This window comes from Alteromonas sp. CNT1-28 (assembly GCF_022348345.1).
In the GTDB taxonomy this organism is placed as follows: Bacteria; Pseudomonadota; Gammaproteobacteria; order Enterobacterales; family Alteromonadaceae; genus Alteromonas; species Alteromonas macleodii.
On the sequence record NZ_JAKREZ010000003.1, the window covers coordinates 72,745 to 95,404 of the forward strand.

At 44.2% G+C, this 22,660-nt stretch carries 16 protein-coding genes and 3 tRNA genes; 15 read left to right on the forward strand and 4 right to left on the reverse strand.

Going from position 1 to position 22,660, the window contains the following annotated elements:
• Positions 1-91: 91 nt before the first annotated feature.
• Complete coding sequence (locus tag MHN02_RS03065) at positions 92-994, reverse strand: LysR family transcriptional regulator (protein ID WP_061094868.1); 903 nt, start codon at positions 992-994, stop codon at positions 92-94.
• A 231-nt stretch (positions 995-1,225) separates the two neighbouring features.
• Here MHN02_RS03065 and MHN02_RS03070 point away from each other — a divergent pair, with 231 nt between their 5' ends.
• Positions 1,226-1,675 carry a MaoC family dehydratase gene (locus MHN02_RS03070; RefSeq protein ID WP_014976345.1) on the forward strand — a complete coding sequence of 150 codons (450 nt, stop codon included), beginning with the start codon at positions 1,226-1,228 and terminating at the stop codon, positions 1,673-1,675.
• Positions 1,676-1,949: 274 nt separating this feature from the next.
• On the opposite strand, the gene MHN02_RS03075 is transcribed toward MHN02_RS03070, so the two are convergent.
• A complete protein-coding gene (locus tag MHN02_RS03075; RefSeq protein WP_014949248.1) occupies positions 1,950-2,114 on the reverse strand; it encodes an entericidin A/B family lipoprotein in 165 nt (54 codons plus the stop codon).
• A gap of 17 nt (positions 2,115-2,131) precedes the next feature.
• Positions 2,132-3,118, reverse strand: a complete 987-nt coding sequence (locus MHN02_RS03080) for a mechanosensitive ion channel family protein (protein WP_014976346.1) — start codon at positions 3,116-3,118, stop codon at positions 2,132-2,134.
• A gap of 421 nt (positions 3,119-3,539) precedes the next feature.
• Between MHN02_RS03080 and MHN02_RS03085 the strand changes: the two genes are divergently transcribed.
• The 14 genes from MHN02_RS03085 to rpsO all read left to right on the forward strand — a co-directional run bounded on the left by MHN02_RS03085 (position 3,540) and on the right by rpsO (position 20,157).
• A complete protein-coding gene (locus tag MHN02_RS03085) occupies positions 3,540-6,245 on the forward strand; it encodes a TonB-dependent receptor (RefSeq protein ID WP_014976347.1) in 2,706 nt (901 codons plus the stop codon).
• A gap of 190 nt (positions 6,246-6,435) precedes the next feature.
• The gene (locus MHN02_RS03090) at positions 6,436-6,738 is read left to right on the forward strand and encodes a 4a-hydroxytetrahydrobiopterin dehydratase (protein WP_014949251.1); all 303 of its coding nucleotides are present in this window, start codon (positions 6,436-6,438) and stop codon (positions 6,736-6,738) included.
• 201 nt (positions 6,739-6,939) lie between these two features.
• Positions 6,940-7,016 (forward strand) — tRNA-Met (locus MHN02_RS03095).
• Positions 7,017-7,069: 53 nt separating this feature from the next.
• Positions 7,070-7,146, forward strand: a tRNA-Met gene (locus MHN02_RS03100).
• 52 nt (positions 7,147-7,198) lie between these two features.
• Positions 7,199-7,275: transfer RNA gene (locus MHN02_RS03105), tRNA-Met, on the forward strand.
• A gap of 171 nt (positions 7,276-7,446) precedes the next feature.
• A complete protein-coding gene (locus MHN02_RS03110; protein WP_239244512.1) occupies positions 7,447-10,782 on the forward strand; it encodes an MHYT domain-containing protein in 3,336 nt (1,111 codons plus the stop codon).
• A 14-nt stretch (positions 10,783-10,796) separates the two neighbouring features.
• On the forward strand, positions 10,797-11,798 hold the full coding sequence (locus MHN02_RS03115) for a two-component system response regulator (RefSeq protein ID WP_014976349.1): 1,002 nt from the start codon (positions 10,797-10,799) through the stop codon (positions 11,796-11,798).
• Between the two features lie 377 nt (positions 11,799-12,175).
• Complete coding sequence (rimP, locus tag MHN02_RS03120) at positions 12,176-12,634, forward strand: ribosome maturation factor RimP (protein WP_014949254.1); 459 nt, start codon at positions 12,176-12,178, stop codon at positions 12,632-12,634.
• Positions 12,635-12,679: 45 nt separating this feature from the next.
• Positions 12,680-14,176 (forward strand): transcription termination factor NusA, encoded by a 1,497-nt coding sequence (gene nusA, locus MHN02_RS03125; protein ID WP_014949255.1) that lies wholly within the window; start codon positions 12,680-12,682, stop codon positions 14,174-14,176.
• A gap of 24 nt (positions 14,177-14,200) precedes the next feature.
• Positions 14,201-16,807, forward strand: a complete 2,607-nt coding sequence (gene infB / locus MHN02_RS03130; protein ID WP_014976350.1) for a translation initiation factor IF-2 — start codon at positions 14,201-14,203, stop codon at positions 16,805-16,807.
• Between the two features lie 114 nt (positions 16,808-16,921).
• Positions 16,922-17,323 carry a 30S ribosome-binding factor RbfA gene (rbfA, locus tag MHN02_RS03135; RefSeq protein ID WP_014949257.1) on the forward strand — a complete coding sequence of 134 codons (402 nt, stop codon included), beginning with the start codon at positions 16,922-16,924 and terminating at the stop codon, positions 17,321-17,323.
• The gene (gene truB, locus MHN02_RS03140; RefSeq protein ID WP_239244514.1) at positions 17,324-18,295 is read left to right on the forward strand and encodes a tRNA pseudouridine(55) synthase TruB; all 972 of its coding nucleotides are present in this window, start codon (positions 17,324-17,326) and stop codon (positions 18,293-18,295) included.
• Positions 18,296-18,489: 194 nt separating this feature from the next.
• Positions 18,490-19,776, forward strand: a complete 1,287-nt coding sequence (locus MHN02_RS03145) for a hypothetical protein (RefSeq protein ID WP_239244516.1) — start codon at positions 18,490-18,492, stop codon at positions 19,774-19,776.
• A 111-nt stretch (positions 19,777-19,887) separates the two neighbouring features.
• The gene (gene rpsO / locus MHN02_RS03150; protein ID WP_012518257.1) at positions 19,888-20,157 is read left to right on the forward strand and encodes a 30S ribosomal protein S15; all 270 of its coding nucleotides are present in this window, start codon (positions 19,888-19,890) and stop codon (positions 20,155-20,157) included.
• Positions 20,158-20,277: 120 nt separating this feature from the next.
• On the opposite strand, the gene MHN02_RS03155 is transcribed toward rpsO, so the two are convergent.
• Positions 20,278-22,635 (reverse strand): diguanylate cyclase, encoded by a 2,358-nt coding sequence (locus MHN02_RS03155; RefSeq protein WP_239244518.1) that lies wholly within the window; start codon positions 22,633-22,635, stop codon positions 20,278-20,280.
• Between the last annotated feature and the right edge of the window lie 25 nt (positions 22,636-22,660).

A 22,660-nucleotide genomic window follows, 5' to 3' on the forward strand; every position in this document is an offset into this window, starting at 1 on the left:
AAAACGTTCTAAGCGATACTTAGGTATGTGGTTTTATAAGTATGTGGAGACAAAAAAGCGCCCATAACGAGCGCTGTTTGGAGAAGTGGCGTTAGTGAGGTTTATAGTTGCTCGCTACTTCCATTATTTGTTCACGCATCCACATATGAGCGTGATCATGGTCGGCGCTTACATGCCAATAAAGGAAATACTCTACAGGCGGTAAATCAAAAGGAACCTCGTACAACGCAAGATCGTAATGTTTAGCAAGGTGAAACGGCAGGCACGCGATTAGGTCTGTCTTCACTATCGTACTTGGTACGGTTAAAAAATGTTGACCTCGCATAACTTCCTTGCGTCTTTTGCCCATTTTATCTAACGCAATATCTATTGGGCCCACACCAGATTTACGCTGTGACACATTAATATGGCCTAATCGTAGAAAGGTATCTAAGTTAAGCCCGTTTTTGAGCGCAGGATGATTTTTACGTGCTAACACAACAAGTCTGTCTTGAGCGATTTTTTCTTTACACAAATGAGGGTCTGTAAATGTCGATGCATCTGAGTAAAAGTCCAACGTGCCCGATGCCATCGCCGAAACAACTTGGCTTCTAGGAATCTCGTAGTTGGTTAACCCAATATTTGGCGCCAAATTCTGCAAACGTGAAATGAGACGAGGCATAATGCTTACTTCAAGCAAATCACGGCTGGCAAAGTTAAAGGACTTCTCGGCTGTGAGAGGGTCGAATGTATGACTTTCTTGCACGCTTCTGCGTAGTAAGGCTAAGGCTTGTCGAGCTGGAACAATAATATTTTGCGCTACGGGGGTAGGCGTCATACTGTGGCCGGTACGAACGAACAGCGGGTCGTTAAGCATTTCTCTTAGCCTTGCTAAAGAGTTACTTACCGCTGGTTGAGTAATGCATAAGACATCTGCTGCCTTGGTTAAGCTTCCTGCCGTGTAAATGGCGTCGAATACTGCAAAAAGGTTCAAATCGATTCTATTGAGATTCATAACTAATCCTTTAAGAGCGAGTGCCCTGAAAAAAGCCAATAGATGAAGAGGCGCTAGTTTGTATCACGGTGCGTTTAATAGAAAACTGTGATCCAATGCTACATAGCATCTACGAATAATTTACGTTAGTGTAACAAGAATATTTATAAATACCTATTATTAAAAGTTAATTGAAACATTCAAGGTAATAATAGTAGTTTTATCGTCAATAAATGGAGATTGGACTGAAAAATGAGAACACTTTTAGACTTAGCAGTGGGAGATACCCTTGAACAACCTGAATGGCTGACGGTTACGCAGGACATGATCAATCAGTTTGCAGACGCTACCGGCGATCACCAGTGGATACATTTAGATGCTGCGCGCTGTGAAAAAGAAAGTCCCTTTAAAACAACAATTGCTCACGGCTTCTTGACTGCCAGTCTCATGCCTAAAGCATTCGCTGAGGTAATCGCGCCAGACGAACGTATCGCGTCTATGATCAATTATGGCATTGATAAGTTACGTTTTCTTGAACCAGTACAAAGTAATGATGCCGTTAAATACCGATTCAAACTTGTCGAAATCACTGAAAAGGCGCAAGGGAAGCTTTATAAAGTAGAGGCAAGTTGCTTACTTAAATCGAATGGGAACCCAGCGCTAATAGGTGGCTTTCTCATGCTCGCGGTGCTTAAGCCTTGATAGATTGCTGTTTTACGCAGTAAAAGTGGCTGTACAGACTAGTACGGCATATTGCCAAATGCGTATGACGATGCGTGTGCTACGTCGTTGTCTAGTTGATATGTCGCACCGTGTATTGCAAAAACATGGTGCCACAAAATAAAAAAGCCTGAGATGCTGGCGTTTGTTGACCTTTGATATATAGCAAAGGTCAACAGGGCCTAGTTTAGCGATCGTCAGGCTTTTACCTACACAGTCCTACTTTATCGGCAAGACCTATGTCGACAGAAACGAGTTAGTTAGACGCTTCTTCGGCACCTTCTTCAATGGCTTCTCCAGCACTTTGAATATCTTTACCGGCCCCTTCAACTGTTGCACAACCGCCTAAACTCCCAAAACTGGCTGCGAGTATAAGTACTAAAAAAGCGTGTTTAAGTGTTTTTGAATTTAACATTTCCATTTGCATCTCCGTTAGTTTCATTCTTCTGCGGGTTGCTCAGGGTTATCACCCGCTTTCACATCAGACTGCTCAGTTGATGAATTTGTATTACCTTTACTTGAACTTCTCTCATCCTGCTTTTTAAGCATGCTATTAAGCTTATCTCCCCCTTTAGCATTGAAATCCAATGTTCTGATAGGGAAAGGAATAAGAATATCGTTTTCTTCTAATACCGTTTTTACTGTACTGATCGCGTCGTGGCGTACGACCATAAATCCTGGCTCTCCTGGATATCGAATCCAAAACCACAGTAATAGGTTGATACTTGAATCGCCAAAAGACTCTGCGTAAACCGCGGTCTCTTCTTTTTTTATGACATAATCTTTTTCATTCATAGCATCCGTAATAACTTTGGCGGCTTCTTCTATATCATCAGCATAAGAAATGCCGACAGGGATCTCTATTCTTCGATAACCAAGATATGAATAATTGGTCAATATATTTCGGAAAAGAATCTTGTTGGGTATAACTTCAAGTTGACCATAAAAGGTTTCAACTAAGGTGTTTCTAAGGTTTATTTCCTTTACGTTACCAAATACACCTTCTGCCTCAATGACGTCACCAATTTCAAAGGGTTTTCGAATTCCCATGGCTACACCGGCAATGAAGTTTTCCGTCATGTCCTGAAACGCAAAACCAATGGCCAACCCGACGATACCTGCGCCTGCAAGTAAAGAGGTGACAGTACCTTTAAGGCCAACAAAGTCTAGCGCAATGAAAATTCCCGCTATTAAAACGATAGATTTGATTATGGAGGTGAGGAGGCTTGCAATTTGTCGAGACTCAAACGTTCTGCGCATAATCTTGCCAGCAACGTTGCCGATCACTTTGGCGATAATGCCAAAGGCTATCGCAATAAAAAATGCGACAACAATGTTAGGAAGAAGCGTAATGCCACCTTCTACCCAAGACTCTAGCTTTTCGCTGAGTAATTTATAAACCTCATCTATTTTTGGAAACTCCATAGACCTCGTGCACCTTCATATAAAGTGTTCCTGATGTTTCAAGAATCATTCCTTTCAAAATAATCTTGTAACGCATTGAAAATTGGAGGGTATGCCTGGTTTTTGAGGTGCGCGATCCATCAAGCGTAATGAATAAATTTCCCATATTGGGAAACATATTCTCAATTGGGATATGGCTAAATTCAGTGGAGAGGCTTCAATTTATCCTAAAGGATATCTGGTCAGACCATGTGTAAAATTAATGTAAACATATTATTCACAATAAATTTACAAAGGTGAAATTCAAGCATAGTATCAATTGCGTAGGTCAATATTTGTTCATGGCCTCAGACAATAACAACACGAAATCGAACAGCCTGTCGCTAGCGGAAAGTGTGGGTAGTAATGCCGGTAGTGATAAGCCCAGATTTGGAATCACACTATGAAATTTAAAACGCGTAAGACAGCAGTGGCGGCAATGGTCGGTACTGCTTTATTTTGCTCTCCTTATATCGCATCAGCCCAAGAAGCAGACGTTGAAAGTGAGCAAGAAGCTAAGAAAGACGTAGAACTCATTTTGGTTACTGGTAGTTTTGTTCGCCGTAGCGAAAACTTCGAATCTCCTTCTCCACTAGCCGTGGTAGATAGCGTGGCTATAGACGCGATTGGCGCAAAGAATATTGCGGATATTACACAAACACTCACTATTAACACGGGTGCTGAAAACAACCCAGATGCTTTTACGCAAAACGCAACAGCGGGTACGTCGAATATTAACCTTCGTGGTTTAGGCGTAGCGTCTACTCTGGTTTTACTTAACAACAAGCGTCAGGTCGTTACAGCGCAACCAACGAACGAAGGCCTGAACTTCGTCGATACCAGTTCACTTGTGCCAATGATTGCCATTGATCGTATGGAAGTGGTTAAAGATGGTGCGTCGGCTCTGTATGGTTCTGATGCCGTTGCAGGTGTCGTTAACTTTATCACCAAACGCAATTATGACGGAGCAATGGTAAGCCTTGACTATCAAGATGGTGCGCATGGCGACAACAAAGAATACATTTTACAAGGTTTATGGGGCGCAACCGGTGATAACGGAAGCGTACTAGCGGCGATAAGCTATACCAACCGTTCGCCGCTTTTTCTCAGCGATAGACGACTAAGTCGTCCCCAAGACGATACAAGTGCTCTGGGTAACCCAGGCTCTTTCTTCTTAAACATTCCAGGTGCAGGGGCACTGCCCATTATCGACCCGTACGGATGTGAGGAGTTTGGTGGTGCACCCAATTTACTTGCGCCAAGTGGTACAGTGCCAGGTTTAGAAATTGGTTTTTGTGGTTTTGATTTCGGTAAATTCTATTCATATGTTGCTGATGAGAGCCGAACAAATGCTTATGTACGTGCAGACTACGAGTTCGATAACGATATTACATGGTCGGCTGAATTCAGTTTAGCGAGAAACCGTGCTGAACGTGGTGGAGCACCGAGCTTCCCAATTTTAACCTCTCCAATTGTTCCGGATTATCATCCGCAGAATCCATTTGGTCAGCCTGTCGCTTTCTTCGGCCGCGCTGAAGGTAACGGCTTCCCTGGTGACCCAGCGAATACCGAATCAGATACCTTTCGCTTTAGCACCAGTTTACAAGGTGTGACAGACACTGGGTTCTGGGAAGTAAGCTATACACGTGCGGTTAACGATTTTGTATTTAGGGTTCCTGACGTACTAAATACCGAGTTTCAGCTTGCGCTATACGGTCTAGGTGGCTCTAATTGTGACCCTATCGCTGGAACGCCAGGGGTAGGGGATTGCGAATTCTTCAACCCATTTGCAACGTCTTACACAACGGCGCCTAACTCTGATTACGTGGTTAGCTCCTTTACGGGAACCGAAGTGATCGACTCTAAAGCGGATCTCGAAGTTTTCGAAGCGTTTACATCGTTTGATGTGTTCGAAATGGGCGGTGGCTTTGCGGCGTTAGCATTGGGTGTTCAATATCGTGAAAACCAGCTTAGCCAAGATTACGATGACCTTGCTAACCAAGACAGTTTCACATTCGTTATCGGTAACCCTGATATTGATGGTAGCCAGGATGTATGGGCAGCGTTCGGTGAACTTGCATTACCAATAAATGACGAATTAGATGTTCAGCTAGCGGTTCGTTATGAAGATTACGGCGGTACCATTGGAAGTACGGTGGATCCAAAGTTAGCGATTTCGTGGCGTGCGACTGATGAGTTTTCACTTCGCGGCTCGATATCTACGTCGTTTAGAGCGCCAACAGTGTTCTTAGCACAAGGTGGCGCAACGTCGTTGCAACAGCTTATTGACCCCGTTCAAGGTGCTACGGCATTTGTAGCTGTTAGAACATCGGGTAATGAAGAGCTAAAACCTGAAGAGTCGACAGCCTATAATATTGGCTTCTCATACGAGCCTTTCAGAGACTTTTCTGTTGAAGTTGATTATTGGAATTTCGAGTTTGAAGACTTGATCATTCAAGAGAACGCGCAGGCGGTACTAAATGATGATCCGACTAACCCAGACCGCGTCATCCGTGCTGGAGACCCGCTGACTGGACCTGTTCTTCAAGTAAATAACACGTATGTTAACGCGAGTTCTTTGGAAACATCGGGTCTTGATTTTGTAACTAGTTATAAAATAGAGACAGACTTCGGTAACTTTACACCTACGTTGAATGCGACCTACATCACTAAGTATGACTTGATGGACCCACAGGCAGGGAACATTGATGGTGCAGGACGCCGTAACTTCAATAACATTGGTGTGTCTTCTCCTGAATTGCGCGCGAACTTGGGACTGGCTTGGCAAAACGATATCCATGCAGCCAATATCTTCCTTCGCTACATCTCATCATATGATGATGATCAAAATTGCGCGGACGGTACTGCAAACGTGGGTGGTTGTTCAGGTGGCTTTTACGAAGTGGATAGTCACTTGACGGTAGATGCTCAATACAACATCGACTTAGGCGGCTTATATGATACAGAACAAAGTTATGTGTTGACGTTAGGCGCAATTAACATGTTCGACGAAGAGCCTCCACAGCTATTCACTAACAGCGGGTTTGACTCTAAGGTTCACGATCCACGAGGTCGTCAAATCTATGCGCGCTTAGCTATCGAGTTCTAATCTGTTAATAAGGTAGAAGTATAGCCACCCTTTGACTATAAAAGTTGAAGGGTGGCTTTTTTGTAAACCTTAGCCTCCACTCCTCTTTGTGATTTTGTCTCCAGTCTCTTCTAATGTTAAACCAATCGATTAAAGTATCTCGTAGTAGGTAAGACTTTTACGTAATCATCAGTGATTGAAGGAGATAAGAATGGCGACGAAGCTGTCTGATAATGAAATTAACGAAAAATTGAAAGCGCTCAATGAACTGGTTTCCGATGACACACCATGGGAGCAAAGTGGAGACACTATCAAAAAGACGTTTATGTTTAAGAGCTTTATCCGAGCTTTTGGGTGGATGTCTCAAATTGCGATTTGGGCGGAAAAGCTAAAACATCATCCGGAGTGGTTCAATGTTTATAATAAAGTAGAGGTAACATTGACTACGCACGACGCTGGTGGGCTAACAGAATTAGATTTTTCGTTGGCTGAAAAAATGGAAAAATTTAAATAGCTTGAATCAACGTGTGTAAATAGGAGCTAAAAATCGGTTAATTCGTATTAACTTTGTTCATGTTGGTCAATTAAACCGCTAACAGTCAGAAAAATGAAATATTTCGCATGCTGGTACTTGTGTTGCGAAAGTCCCTATGTATAATACGCACCACGTTGAAGCGAGGCATTAAATGAAGCGCTTACAACAATAATTTTCTGGCGCGGGATGGAGCAGTCTGGTAGCTCGTCGGGCTCATAACCCGAAGGTCGTAGGTTCAAATCCTGCTCCCGCAACCACAGAAAATAACCAGAATTTAAAAGCATTGCAAAGGCAAGCTTTACCGTACAAGCGCGGGATGGAGCAGTCTGGTAGCTCGTCGGGCTCATAACCCGAAGGTCGTAGGTTCAAATCCTGCTCCCGCAACCAATTTGAAAACCAGAATTACAAAGCATTGCAATCGCAAGCTTTACCGTACAGTCGCGGGATGGAGCAGTCTGGTAGCTCGTCGGGCTCATAACCCGAAGGTCGTAGGTTCAAATCCTGCTCCCGCAACCACATTTAAAACCCAGCTTTTGCTGGGTTTTTTCTTTTTATACGGCAAAACATAATAGCGTTCCTTGATTTACACGATAATTTTGAATTAATTACTACACTGTGTAAATGAGTGTGCTAAGTTAACCTCACGCCACCATTGAAAATTAAACTAATAGGTAGTATGGCCGCGTTATGATATCCCGTTTTTTTACTTTTGAAGAACACGCCACCTTAATAGAAGGTGCTTATCATTTTCCTTTGGTCATTCTATCGCTTATGGTGGCTGTGTTTGCCTCATTTATGGCGTTTAATGTGGCAGGGCAAGCCGCGATCACCGAAGACAAACTTCGACGAAATGCCTTATTAGGCACCGGCAGCATTGCATTAGGCGGTGGTATTTGGTCTATGCATTTCTTGGGGATGACCGCTTTTGATTTGTGTCTGCCCGTTGACTATGATCCTCTGATTACCGGGCTCTCTGCCGTTCCCGGGATTGCCGCAGCTTGGGTGGCGCTTCACCTTTTAACTAAGTCCCGTATTAGCCTCGCTGAAATAATATTAGGTGGTGTACTGGTAGGTGCTGGTATTGGCACTATGCACTATAGTGGTATGGCCGCTATGGAAATGGCACCGCTTCTTCGTTACGACCTTGGTATGTTTGCCCTTTCTATTGTGGTAGCTGTGTGTTTAGCCATGCTGTCGCTGTGGATTAAATTCGGCATTACAGCTGCTACGAAAAGTAAAAAGCTGTTAGGAAAACATGTATTACTTGCAAGTATCGTCATGGGACTGGCTATTTCTGGTATGCACTATACGGGGATGGCGGCAGCAAGATTCGTATTGCCACCAGGAATGGAAACGTCGGGTCAGTCTTCAGATATTGCTGTTTATCTAGCAATTTCGATTGCTATCGTTACGTTAATATTAATTACCATGGTATTGGGCATTAGCCTTCTTTTTAAATATCGCGATGTAATGGTACGCGCCATTGAAAGTGAGCGAATTCAAAGTGCTATTACCGATACCGCCGTCGACGCCATCCTGACCGTTGATGACAAAGGCATTATAAAAACCGCTAACCCCGCTGTTGAGCGCATCTATGGCTATACTCAGCAAGAAATAATCGGTATGCACGCAGCTGAGGTAGTAACTCCTGAAAGACGTCATTTATACGGTGATGACTTCTTCAGTCAGCGAGTAGTACCAACTGAGCAAATTATTGGTACAGGAAGAGAAGTAGAAGTACTTCGCAAAGACGGTGAGCGTATACCAGTGCGCTTGGGTGTCGGCTACACAAAAATTGATGGTAAGCCCGTTTTTGTCTCTTTCGCTTCTGATTTACGTAAACGCAAGGAAATGGAAGATGCATTGCGCGAGAGCGAAGCTAAATTTAGAAGTCTTATCTCAAATATTCCTGGTATGGCTTATCGCTGTTTAAGTATGCCAGGGTGGCCCATGGTATTTATTAGTGATGCTGTAACAGAAGTAACCGGATACCCGCCTGAAGATTTTACCTTGCCCAATCCGAAGCGCTCTTTCACCGATCTTTACCATCCTGATGATGTAGAGCGTCTATCATCTATTAGTCCTGATGTAGGCGCCTTTTCATATGAATATAGAATCGTCGCAAAATCCGGAGAGGTGAAGTGGGTTATCGAGCATGGAGTACAGGTTAAAGACGATGATGGCATGGTGCTCTATGTAGACGGCTTCATATCTGACATTACACATCGAAAAGTGATGGAGAATGAATTAAAAGCGGCAAAGGAAAAAGCAGAGCAAGCTGCCGCTGCGCGTACCGCATTTCTTGCTAATATGAGTCATGAAATCCGTACGCCTATGAATGCAATAATAGGCTTTAGCGACCTCATGTTAGGAGAAGCCTTACGCGAAGAGCAAAAATCTCACTTAACCACGATAAACCGTTCCGCACGTTCATTGCTGCATCTTCTTAACGACATACTTGATAGCGCGAAGTTGGATAAAGGTAAGCTTGATTTAGATTATCGCGATTTCCTTATTCGCGAAGAGTTGGATTTAGTTATTTCAACATTTTGGTTAGAAGCCAAGCGCAAAAAAGTTGGACTTGTACTTAATGTCGATGATTCGGTAGCTAACGGATACAGAGGTGTACCGGAGCGAATGCGACAGGTACTTAACAATCTGATAGGCAACGCCGTTAAATTCACTCACGAGGGTGAAGTGACTATCAATGTCAAAAGTGATGAAAAGTATGTGTATTTTGACGTGACAGATACCGGCATTGGTATGACGCAAGAGCAAGTAGAAAGAGTATTCGACCCGTTCTCTCAAGCAGATGCATCGATGAGTCGAAAGTACGGCGGCACGGGGCTGGGAACAACTATTTCCAAGCAGTTAGTTGAACTGATGGGCGGTAATATTTGTGCAACTAGTGAAAAAGGTAAAGGAACGACCTTTACTTTCAGACTTCCTCTAGAAGTTGTAGAAATTGATGATTATGTATCTAGTGAGCTCTCCTCGAAAGCAGCACGTATTGAAACCTCGTTAACCGTACTGGTTGTTGACGATGTGCAGCAAAACCTTGAGCTGCTTTCGTTGCTGCTAAAACGCGCTGGCCACAGTGTAGAAACGGCAACAGATGGACAGATTGCATTGGATAAAATGCGCGCTAAGTCGTTTGACGTGGTACTGATGGATTTACAGATGCCAAAGTTAGATGGCCTAGAGGCAGCCAAACAGCGTCGAGAGTTTGAAAAAGAAAATAGCTTACCACCTACGCCCATTATTGCGCTGACCGCTAGCGTGTTAGTACAGGACAAACATGCCGCGCAGCAGGCGGGAATGGAAGGGTTCGCCAACAAGCCCGTCGATTTCCCTCAATTGATGGACGAGATTGCTCGCGTGCTTAACATAGATACACTTCAGTTGGACTCGGTACCAGACACATTAGAAGTAAATGCTCCAGCATCTGCGCTTAAAGTTGATAAAAACGTGTTGGATTTGAAGAAGGCCATCGATTTATGGGGGAGTGAAGAGGTCGTCCTACAAGAGGTGGATAAATTCTCTACTACCTGCAGGGATAAAGTCGACGACTTAATGGGGGCGGCAATTCGTGAAGACTATAAAGCGGTTGCTACACTTTCACACGGTTTAAAAGGTACATCGGGTAATCTTTGCTTAACCACCTTCTATCATACAACCAGGGAAATTGAAGCTCAGGCTCTAAAATCAGAGGTGAATATTGAAGACGTTAACCGTCTTCGTGATGCCTTAGATAAAATCGAGTTGATGCTTAGCGAATCGCCACTGTATGCCGAAAATGCCATTAATGAAAGTATCGATAATGCATTGCTGCTGAGTCATTTGGAGGCTATGCTCGATAGTGTAGAGCAAAACATGGTAGATGAAGATGAATTGTCATTTTTACGCGAGGTTGGGTGTTCTAGTCACAAAGAACAGATAACTCAAATTCTCTTAGATATCGATGATTTTGAGTTCGAGTTGGCGCATGAGCGCATCTCTACATTGATACAAGAATTAAAGTAGCCAAGAGACGCGGCATGTTAAACATTGAAATCACAAAACCTACTTTATTACTCGTTGACGATGAGCCAGTAAACCTAAGGGTTTTAAAGCAACTTCTCGCTAATGATTATCAGCTTATTTTTGCGAGAAATGGCGAAGAAGCGTTAAAGCTCACTGAGACTAGACAGCCAAATTTGATATTGCTTGACGTTATGATGCCAGGACTGACGGGTTTTGAAGTATGCCGCCAGCTTAAACAGCAAGCAGATACAAGGCACATCCCCGTTATATTTGTCACCGCCTTAAATGATGAACACGAAGAAACGGAAGGCTTCGAAGCGGGCGCTGTGGACTACATTACTAAGCCTATATCTCCGGCCATCGTAAAAGCGCGGGTTAAAACCCACCTCAGTTTGGTGCAAGCTGACGAGCTACTTGATAGCCGTTTACAAGTTGTACAGCGTTTAGGTAGAGCGGCGGAATATAAAGACAATGAGACGGGCATGCATGTCATGCGCATGAGCCATTATTCGAAAGAACTTGCGCTTGCCTATGGACTTACAGATAAACAGGCTGAAATTCTGCTTCATGCTGCACCGATGCACGACATCGGCAAAATTGGTATTGCTGATAGTATAATGTTGAAACCAGGGAAGCTGACAGACGAAGAGTTTGCCACCATGAAAAACCACCCTGAGATTGGTGCGGAAATCATTGGTGATTGCGGCGATTCTTTGTTGTTGAAAGTTGCAAAGTCTGTTTCGCTAACCCACCATGAAAAATGGGACGGGTCAGGCTATCCTAAAGGGCTTGCGGGTGAAGATATTCCCATTGAGGGGCGTATTTGCGCCATTGCTGATGTGTTCGATGCCTTAACCAGCAAACGTCCTTATAAAGACGCCTGGAGTATTGAAAAAACGGTAGATTTTCTTCAAAGCCAAAAGGGAAAGCATTTCGAACCCAGACTTGTCGATTTGATGATAGAAATTATGCCTAAAATTCTTGATATTAAAGCGACATTTAAAGACGAAGACTAAGTCTGCTGGACTAAACCGCAATTAAAATACTTTCATGCAGGCCGAATTTTACACAGAAAAAATCGATACCCTCCAGTGTGTGCGCCTATTGGCTGTTGCTTAATGCGACGGCTATACGTATAATGTGTTCATTAAGTGATGAGAGCGGGCTCCCTCAGTACAGGAAAGTAACGCACTTATCATTAGCAAGCTATCACCTAACGGTGGTTTTACCCATAGGTTTGCAACTGCCCTTGTTGGCAGGTATGGGTTCAGAATTTTAATAAAAGCCCCGCTAGTCCGGGGCTTTTTGTTGTATTAAAACCTGGAGTCAGCCTCGCTGAGCCGGGTGATGACAGGTGGGCTTTAGGCCCTTTTTTCGTTTTTGGAGGTTTGCATTGGCAAAACTTGAAGAGAAACTAACCGAAATGCTAGAGCCAGGTGTTGAAGCACTGGGTTTTGAGTTGGTTGGGATCGAGTTTGTACGAGCGGGGAAGCATTCTATTCTTCGCGTTTTTATTGATCATGAAAACGGTATTACCGTTGATGATTGTGCAGATGTAAGTCATCAGGTTAGCGCAATTTTGGACGTTGAAGATCCAATTAGCACTGAATACAACTTGGAAGTGTCATCACCGGGTATGGACAGACCGCTTTTCAAAGAGAAGCACTATATCGAGTCTGTGGGTGAAGTGGTTCAAATTCGTTTGTCTATGCCAATGGATGACAGACGTAATTTTAAAGGCAAAGTACTCGCGTGCGAAAATGGCATCGTAAGTATTGAAGTGGATGGCCAGCAGTTCCAGTTAGCTGTGGCGAATATCGAAAAAGGTAACGTTGTTCCCACGTTCGATTAACGGAACAGCTCTGCTTTCATCGACGAAAGCAAAAGAGAGGCGAAAATGAATAAAGAAATTTTGTTAGTGGCGGAAGCCGTTTCAAATGAAAAACAAGTGCCTAGAGAGAAAATTTTTGAAGCGCTAGAGTTTGCGATCGCTAGTGCAACAAAAAAGAAAAACGAAGGCGAAATTGAAGTTCGTGTAAGCATCGACAGAACGTCTGGTGACTTTGATACATTCCGTCGCTGGTTGGTTATCCCTGATGATCAAGAACAGGAAAACCCATTTGCTGAAATTACGATTTCTGCTGCACAAATCGACGAACCAGAGATACAACTCGGCGATTATGTGGAAGAACAGATTGAATCTATTAAATTCGACCGCATAACTACGCAGACCGCAAAGCAAGTGATTGTACAAAAAGTACGTGAAGCTGAGCGTCAGCAAATGATTGCTGAGTACGAAGACAAAGTAGGTGAGCTGGTTACAGGTACGGTTAAGAAAGTAAACCGCGACAACATCATCATCGACTTAGGTAACAACGCTGAAGGTGTTATCTACCGCGATGACATGCTTCCTCGTGAAACTTTCCGTCCGGGCGACCGTGTACGTGGCCTTCTTTACGTTATTCGTCCAGAAGCACGTGGCGCACAGCTATTTATTAGCCGTACGCACCCAGACATGCTAGTTGAGCTTTTCCGTCTGGAAGTACCAGAAATTGCGGAAGAGACACTAGAAATTAAATCTGCAGCGCGTGACCCAGGTTCTCGTGCAAAGATTGCGGTTAAAACTAATGACAAACGCTTAGACCCGGTTGGTGCGTGCGTTGGTATGCGTGGTTCACGTGTACAAGCCGTATCAGGGGAACTTGGCGGTGAACGTGTTGATATCGTGTTATGGGACGAAAACCCAGCGCAATTCGTTATCAATGCTATGGCTCCCGCCGAAGTGGCGTCAATCGTTGTTGATGAAGACAGCAACAGCATGGACGTAGCGGTTGAAGCAGACAACCTAGCACAGGCAATTGGCCGTAGTGGTCAAAACGTTCGCCTAGCTAGCCAGCTTACAGGCTGGGAACTTAACGTGATGACGGTTGAAGATCTCAACAAGAAGCACGAAGAAGAAAACGCGAAGGTACTTGATCTATTTACTGCTGGTTTGGACATTGACGAAGAATTCGCGTCTGTCTTGGTAGATGAAGGCTTTACAACGTTAGAAGAAGTGGCATACGTGCCTGCAAGTGAGCTTCTAGCGGTTGAAGGGTTAGATGAAGAAATGGTTGAAGAGCTGCGCAACAGAGCGCGCGCTTTCCTAACCACGCGTGCACTGGCGAACGAAGAATCGCTTGAAGGTGCAGAGCCTACAGAAGCCTTATTAAATCTTGAAGGTATGAGTAAACACGTGGCCTATGTGTTGGCCAGCCGCGGTGTTACCGACCTGGAAGAATTAGCAGAACAAGGTACCGATGATATCAGTGATATCGATGAACTAGACGAAGAGAAAGCCGGTGCGTTAATCATGGCGGCTCGTAATATCGTATGGTTCAGTGAAGAAGAGTAAGGTCAACAGGGGGAAAATTACGTAATGGCAGATGTATCTATTGAAAAGCTCGCCAGCGACATTGGTACGACCGTTGACCGATTGGTTGGCCAGTTTAAAGACGCGGGTATCACTAAGAATGCCGGCGATCAGGTAAACGAAGACGAGAAACAAAAACTATTGGATCATTTAAGTAAGCAACACGGCAGCGCAGCTGAACCAACGCGTATGACACTTAAGCGTAAGACAACAAGCACGTTAAGTGTTGGTAAGTCTAAAGAAGTGAAAGTAGAAGTACGTAAAAAGCGCACTTACGTTAAGCGTAGCGATGTTGAAGAACAGCAGCGTCAAGCGGAAGAAGAGGCGAAGCGTCTTGAAGAAGAAGCACGTCTGAAGCGCGAAGCGGAAGAAAAAGCAGCAGCTGAAGCGAAAAAAGCCGCTGAAGAGAAAGCACGTAAAGCTGAAGAAGCTAAGAAAGCTGCTGAAGAAGAGCGTGCTCGTCGTGCGGAACAAGCGAAAAAAGAAGCTGAAGCACGTAAGGCCGACGAACCTGAGCTAACTGAAGCTGAAAAAGCGGAAGCTGAAGCGGCTCGTCAGGAAGAAGAACGTCTGCGCAAAGCGCAAGAAGAAGAAGCGCAGAAGAAGCTTGAAGAAGACGCGAAGAAAGCGGCTGATGAAGCGCGCAAACTTGCTGAAGAGAACGAGCGTCGCTGGAAGGAAGAAGAAGAGCGTCGTAAAAAAGCAGAAGCTGAAGAAGTTCACTTGCACTCTAACCGTTATGCTCAAGAAGCGGAAGACGAAGAAGACATGCAGGTTGAGCGTTCATCGCGCCGTCGTCGTAAGTCGAAGAAAAATGCGGGTGAGCATCTTAAGCAAGGCTTTAACAAGCCAGCTGCACCTGTAGAGCGTGTTGTTAAGCTTGGCGCAACCATCACCGTTGGCGAACTAGCAAGTAAGCTTGCTATTAAGTCTAACGAAGTTATCAAAACGATGATGAAGATGGGCGAGATGGCAACCATTAACCAAGTACTAGACCAAGATACTGCGGTACTAGTGATTGAAGAAATGGGCCATAAGTACGAGCTTGTTAACGACAACGCGCTTGAAGATGAGTTGTTGGCAGATGGCACTGGCGGTGAAAAAACCACTCGTGCACCTGTTGTAACCATCATGGGTCACGTTGACCACGGTAAAACGTCATTGCTTGACTACATTCGTCGCGCGAAAGTTGCAGACGGTGAAGCCGGTGGTATTACCCAGCACATTGGTGCATATAAAGTAGAAACAGAAAATGGCGAAATCACGTTCCTAGATACACCTGGACACGCCGCATTTACCGCAATGCGTGCTCGTGGTGCTACGGCGACGGATATCGTTATTCTTGTTGTTGCTGCAGATGACGGCGTAATGCCTCAAACGAAAGAAGCGGTACAGCACGCTCGTGCTGCTGGCGTACCTCTTATCGTTGCAGTGAACAAAATGGATAAAGAAACAGCTGATCCTGATCGCGTTAAAACTGAGCTATCTCAACTAGAAGTTATCTCAGAAGAGTGGGGCGGTGAGCACCAGTTCTGTAACGTTTCTGCGAAAACAGGTATGGGCGTAGACGAATTGCTTGAAGCTATCGTTCTACAAGCTGAAGTTCTTGACCTTAAAGCAGTAGCTGAAGGCCCGGGTCGCGGTATTGTTATTGAATCTCGCCTTGATAAAGGTCGTGGTCCAGTAGCATCTGTATTGGTTCAAGAAGGCCAATTACGCGCTGGTGACATCCTACTTTGTGGTGAAGAGTACGGCCGTGTTCGTGCAATGCGTGACGAAAACGGTAATGAAATTAAGATTGCTGGTCCTTCTACGCCTGTGGAAGTACTTGGTCTGTCTGGTGTTCCGGTAGCGGGTGAAGACGCAGCCGTTGTTAAAGACGAGCGTAAAGCGCGTGAAGTAGCAGCGAAACGTCATCAGAAGAAACGTGAACTTAAACTTGCTCGTCAGCAAAAAGCGAAACTTGAAAACATGTTTGCGAACATGGAATCAGGTGACGTTAGCGAACTTAACATCGTACTTAAAGCTGACGTACAGGGCTCTGTAGAAGCGATTTCTGAATCATTGGTTAAGCTTTCTACTTCTGAAGTAAAAGTGAATATTGTAGGTAGTGGTGTAGGTGGTATCACTGAAACTGACGCAACCCTTGCGGCTGCATCAGGCGCTATCGTACTAGGCTTTAACGTTCGTGCCGATGCTACAGCGCGTCGCGTACTAGAAGCTGAAGAAATTGATTTACGTTACTACAGCGTTATCTATAACCTAATTGACGAAGTGAAAGCGGCCATGAGCGGTATGCTTGCACCGGAATTCAAGCAGGAAATCATTGGTCTTGCAGAAGTACGTGACGTATTTAAGTCACCGAAACTGGGCGCAATTGCGGGCTGTATGGTGACTGAAGGTAACGTTAAGCGTAGCAACCCAATCCGTGTACTTCGCGACAACGTAGTTATCTACGAAGGTGAACTAGAATCACTGCGTCGCTTTAAAGACGACGTTCAAGAAGTACGTAACGGTATGGAATGTGGTATCGGCGTTAAGAACTACAACGACGTGAAAGTAGGCGACCAAATCGAGGTCTTCGAAATCGTTGAGGTTAAGCGCGAAATTTAATTGCCTTAGTTAATTCGGCATGTGAGAAACGGGGGCCGAGTGCTCCCGTTTTTGTCTGTATACAGTAAACAGGCTTCACGCATGCCCTGCGTTAAATAAGGAAAGGAGAGTATAATGGCCCGTGAATTTTCACGTACCGACAGAGTCGCTCAGCAAGTCCATAAAGAAGTGGCGAGCATTCTGCAAAATGAATACAAGCACCGCGTTGGCGACATGCCCTTGATCACGGTTTCTGACGTAGATGTGTCGCGCGACCTAGCACATGCAAAAATCTTTGTGACTATCTACAACAGCACCGAAGAAGAAGGTAAAGCGCAAATTAAACAACTGGCAGAATACAAAAAGTTTATCCGCAGTATTCTAGCTAAACGTATTCGCATGCGCTCAGTGCCTGATCTTCACTTCTTTGAAGATAAGTCGATTGTTGAAGGTATGCGTATCTCTAATCTTGTGTCTCAGACCATCGCAAAAGATGAGTCAAAGCGCGATAAAGACGATCCACAAGAGCAGGAGTAAATGGCAAGACGTCGTAAAGGCCGTGAGATTAACGGCATAGTATTGCTTGATAAACCGCTTGGTGGGTCATCTAACCAACTGCTTCAAAAAGTGCGCTGGCTGTACAAAGCTGCGAAGGCTGGGCATACAGGCGCACTTGATCCACTTGCCAGTGGCATGTTGCCGCTGTGCTTGGGTGAAGCTACGAAGTTTTCTCAGTTTCTTCTGGATGCAGAAAAGACCTACGAGGTAACTGCTCAACTAGGTGTTCGCACCACCACGTCTGACGCCGATGGCGAAGTGGTTGAAGAAAAGCCTGTTGATGTAAGCGAAGAACAAGTACGTGATGCGTGCTTGGCGTTTCTAGGTAAGAGTAAACAAATCCCGTCCATGTTTTCAGCGCTTAAACATCAAGGTAAGCCACTTTATCACTATGCACGTCAAGGTATAGAGATTGAGCGTGAACCTCGTGATATTGAAGTGTTTGAATTAGATGTACTGCGTATTGAACTGCCGTTTGTAGAAATGCGCATTAAATGCAGCAAGGGCACTTATATTCGCTCTATCGTAGATGATTTAGGTCAGAACCTTGGCTGTGGCGCCTACGTGACTCGCTTACACCGTACGGAAGTAGCAGACTATCCTACGGATAAAATGGTCTCGCTGGATAAGTTAATTGAAATTCAGGAATCACTGGAAGAAGGTGACTTTAAAGCGCTGGATGACTTATTGATTCCTATGGATACCGCCGTAAGTCGGTTGCCATTTGTGACCATTAACGACGCTGAAAGAAACCGTTTTGATAACGGCCAATCTGTAAAAGGGACTTGTAGCGAAACGCTGAGTGAAGGCGTGTCTTACCGCGTTTACCATGGCGACGATACCAGTGGTATATTCTTAGGCGTAGGGGAAGGGGTTCTTGACCCGAAAGACCAAGGTATCCCTAAACAAGAAGTGTTTGTTAACCCAAAACGTCGAGTTGTTTATAGTTAGTACTTTGCAATGACCTATATCTAGCAGATTATGCTCGTTTAAAGCCTTGCGGTTAACGCAAGGCTTTCTTAATTGCAAATAAAGTAGTATAAAAGGTGCACTATTTAGTGGTAGGTTCTTTATCACTCATACAGATTTCTACTTTCTGCGAAACGTCTTAAGCTGGCGTGGTGTTTTAATTAAGGGATTATTCAATGACCAAATGGATTGGCTTATGGCTTTGTTCGCTATGCCTAGTATTTGCTGCGGGTTACTATGTCAATGATAAACGCCCTACAGTCCCTTCAGAAGTTTCTGTTCACATAACCAATGTAGGCGATGGTAAAGATCAACACGTCTCACAAACAGCGTTACTCCCTCAGCAAGGAGAGACCAAGCGTGAGCAGTCACCCAAAGACTCAGCGAGTAAATCTGACAATATTAGCCTAGAAGCCTGGTTTTCCGACAAGCCCAAGCTTAGCTTAAAACAAATAGGCGCCTTAATTATCTCTATAAGCATGATGGGCGAGCAGGCGATTATCGATACGTTATCAAGCATCGATACGTCTATTAGCGACCCAGATGCTGCCATGATTTTGTCAACAATGGTCTCTCGCTTAGTAGAGCTGAACCCCGAAAAAGCTTGGGACCTTGTTGATAACATGGATATTAACTTGGAATCAAAGCAGCAGTTTCGCATATCAGTTATAGCTAACTGGGCTAATCAATCGCCTTCTGACGCCCTTGACTGGTATATTAATAATTCCTCACTTACCTCAGGCATGCTCGAAAACAACATTTACCCTTCGCTTATTTTTAGAGAAATGGCAAGTGAGGATATTGATAGCGCCTTTCAGTCTATCGCTCTTCTTGAGTCAGAGAATTTAAAAAGTGCGGCCTATAGCGGCATTTTTAGTGTCTTAGAAACATCAGAGCAGTTTCGAGACACGTTATCGTTAATAAAACGTTCGGATGATAAACGGTTAGAAACTAATTTAATAAGTGTATGGGTACGCAAAGACGTTGAAAGCACTAAAGCTTGGTTCGACACGCTAGATGACAACGAACGAAAAAAAGAGATAAAGCGCGCTGTCTTTGATAGTTATGTAAACCAATCACCTAGTGAAGCTGCTTCCTGGTTTGTAAGACATAGCAATAGTGAAAACTATCAATCTGATGTTGAACACGCTGCCAGAACTATCGCTTACTTTGAGCCCGACACTGCGCTAACTTGGGCACAACGTCAAACGAATATTGATACTGAGCAAGTAGTGATTACCTTATTACAAGGAGCTGTTTACAGATCGCCGCAATTTGTAGAGCAAAATTTAGATTTAGTCGTAGATCACGACGCTAAGATAAGCATAGCTCACTCGGTATATTCTGCATACGGATACAAAAGTGACCAGCGGGCAATGGATTTTCTAAACGGTGTCGAATACAAAAGTGAGTTAGCTAAACGTATTAATAAGGTGGAATCGAACCTTAAACGGGTTAATTAATGAAATTACGTCGTTCCGTCCTTGCTAAGTCTGTAAACGTCATTATAATACGGCGCTCATTCCGCTTTGCTGAATTAGTGATCGGCGAAGCATTAATATTAGGAGAATGATATGTCACTAACTAAAGCAGAAACCGCAAAAATCATTGCTGAGTACGGCGTTAAAGAAGGCGACACTGGTTCACCAGAAGTTCAAGTTGCTTTGCTTACTCACAACATCAACAAGCTTCAAGGTCACTTTGCTGATCACAAGAAAGATCACCACTCTCGTCGTGGTCTTCTACGTATGGTTAGCCAACGTCGTAAGCTTCTAGACTACCTTAAAGGCAAGAACGCAGAGCGTTACCTTGACCTTATCAAGCGTCTAGGTCTACGTCGATAAGACTAGGTTTCAAGAAAAGCGCCCAATGGGCGCTTTTTTTTGCAAAAATGTACAGCAAAGTGCAATACGCCCTAGTACATGTATGAAGCCAGCCAATTAACCTTGTGTTTGTACTACGCGTTAGTTCGACGGTATGTTTTGCTTTTTATCTTCAAACATCCGCTCATCTGCAATGTAAATTAACTCTTCTAGCGTCTTGCCTTCTTCTGGATAGCTCGCGTGACCTATGCTGACGCCAACGCTGAACCCGCCTTGTGTGGTAGTAATAGGCTGTGTAAGCTTTTTAGCAAGTCGGGCTTTAAGTGTCTCTACATTGTATTCAGTGCTTAGCTCGGTGATTACTACGATAAACTCATCACCACCAACCCGTGATGCAATATCGTACACGCGACACATGGATTGAAGCCTTTGTGCAAGCTCAACAAGAACTTCGTCACCGATAGTGTGGCCGTATTCGTCATTAATGGGCTTAAATCGATTGAGATCCAGATAAAGTAGCGTACACACCTTATTGTTTCTCTCTAATCGAGGAAGCTCATTTCGCATATAGGTAGATAGGGCAAGCCTATTCGCTAAACCTGTTAGCGTATCGCTATTTGCCAGTTTTCTAATTTTCTGTTCTGCTTCGACTTGCTCGGTGATATCAACATTAATTCCAAACATCTTGTTGCCTTCAATGCGACCATAACCGCTAACATGACGGTATTTGTCGCCAGCGGCTTTCACTCTAAAAATTGCGTGAAATCCTGAGCTATCTTTTATTGATTGCTCTATCTTTTGCTTCACATTGGCAATATCGTCATCGTGAACTGTGTATTCCCAGTCACTAAATTGACCACTAAAACCAGCTTTGGAGACATTGTAGATTTTATGCATCCACTCATCCCAAATGAGCTCGTTAGTAGCGATGTCCCACTCCCATACACCTATGTGTGCTGCGTCAGCGGCCATAGACATGCGGCGGTTTAACGTTTTAAGCGTTTGTTGAGCTTCCCGCCATTTTGTTACGTCTTCGGATAGTGCCAATATGTATTGAGGGGTGCCGTAGTTGTCATCAATGACAATCTTTTTGGTCTCAAAAAAGCGCGTCACACCACCTATATTGAGTTTGAATTCGTTAACGATTTGCTTTTCAGAACTTGAAAGTAATTGCTTATCGTCAGATACAAATTTCTTGGCCTCCGCCTCGTCGAATATATCAAAGTCAGATAGCCCCACGAGTGACGCTTTGTCGGTGCCCAATATTCTACTTCCCGCATCATTTACATGGGTAATCGAAAGGCTGTCGGCACGCTTTACAATCAACATATTGGGCAGTGCGTCAAACACCGTTTGTGCAAAAACTTCTTGGTTCTTTACGTCAGACAAATCTTTTACCGTACACACATATGAAATATGGTTTCCCGGCAGCAAATTAATGCGAAGTGTCAAAGGAAAAACCTTTCCGCTTTTCCGAATACCGTCCAAAGTTAAAGGCACGTTGTGCGCTGCGCTATTCTTTGCCGCTTTTTTTAATCCTATCAGGAGTGGCTCATGGGCATGCTCAGAAGGGCTCACAAGCTCGCGTATGTGAATGGTCTGAGGAGAAAAACTGTCGAGACCAAACATGCTTAACGCGACAGGGTTGGCAAATTCAACCATGCCGGCACTGTCGAAAGTCAATACGCCTTCTTGTACTGTATTTAACACCGCGTTATAGCGCTCTAGCAGTAACGTACGTGCTCGCAGCTCGATAAAAATAAGAATAGTAAACGCGAAAAGCATCACCATTAGCATGACCAAATAAGCGAGGTTTTTGGTTTCTGGCTCTTGTAGTATTTGCGTAGAAGGCAGTGCATATACGTGCATAGACAGCATACCGGTGTAATGCATACCGGATATAGCACTGCCCATTATAATAGCTGGAACAATTTGTTTAAGTATTCGCAGTTGCGAAGTGGTGACATATTCATGGGTTTTTAAAGCAATACCTGCCAGACCGACGGCAACCACAATAGACAAAGAGAAGTACCAGCCATCGTACGCCATGATGGCATTCATCTGCATTGCCATCATGCCGATGTAGTGCATGCTGCCAATGCCAAGTCCCATATATAAACTGCGAAGCAAAAGCGAGTTAGCTTTATGTGGCAGTTTACTCATCACAACAATACTCGCAAGAATCGCGGGTAACACAGAGAGTAGGGTTATGAAAGGGTCGTACGAAACCTCAAGAGGGAGCTGATAGGCAAGCATCCCAACAAAATGCATCGCCCAAATGCCAAAACCAAGAAAGCACGCTGATGCCAGCGACCAAAATGCTCGCTCATTTTGTAACTCTGTTTGCGACATCTTCGCAGAAAGAACGAAAGAGATAAGGGAAGCAGATATTGCAATAACAACAGAAGCCACCACGAAAAATACATCGTAGTTAGCCAATATTTCAGCACTAGGGGGAAAATCCTTTACCGAAAAAAAATGATAATGTCCGTTTTTCAAAGTCTTAAATTGTCTTATCAATAAA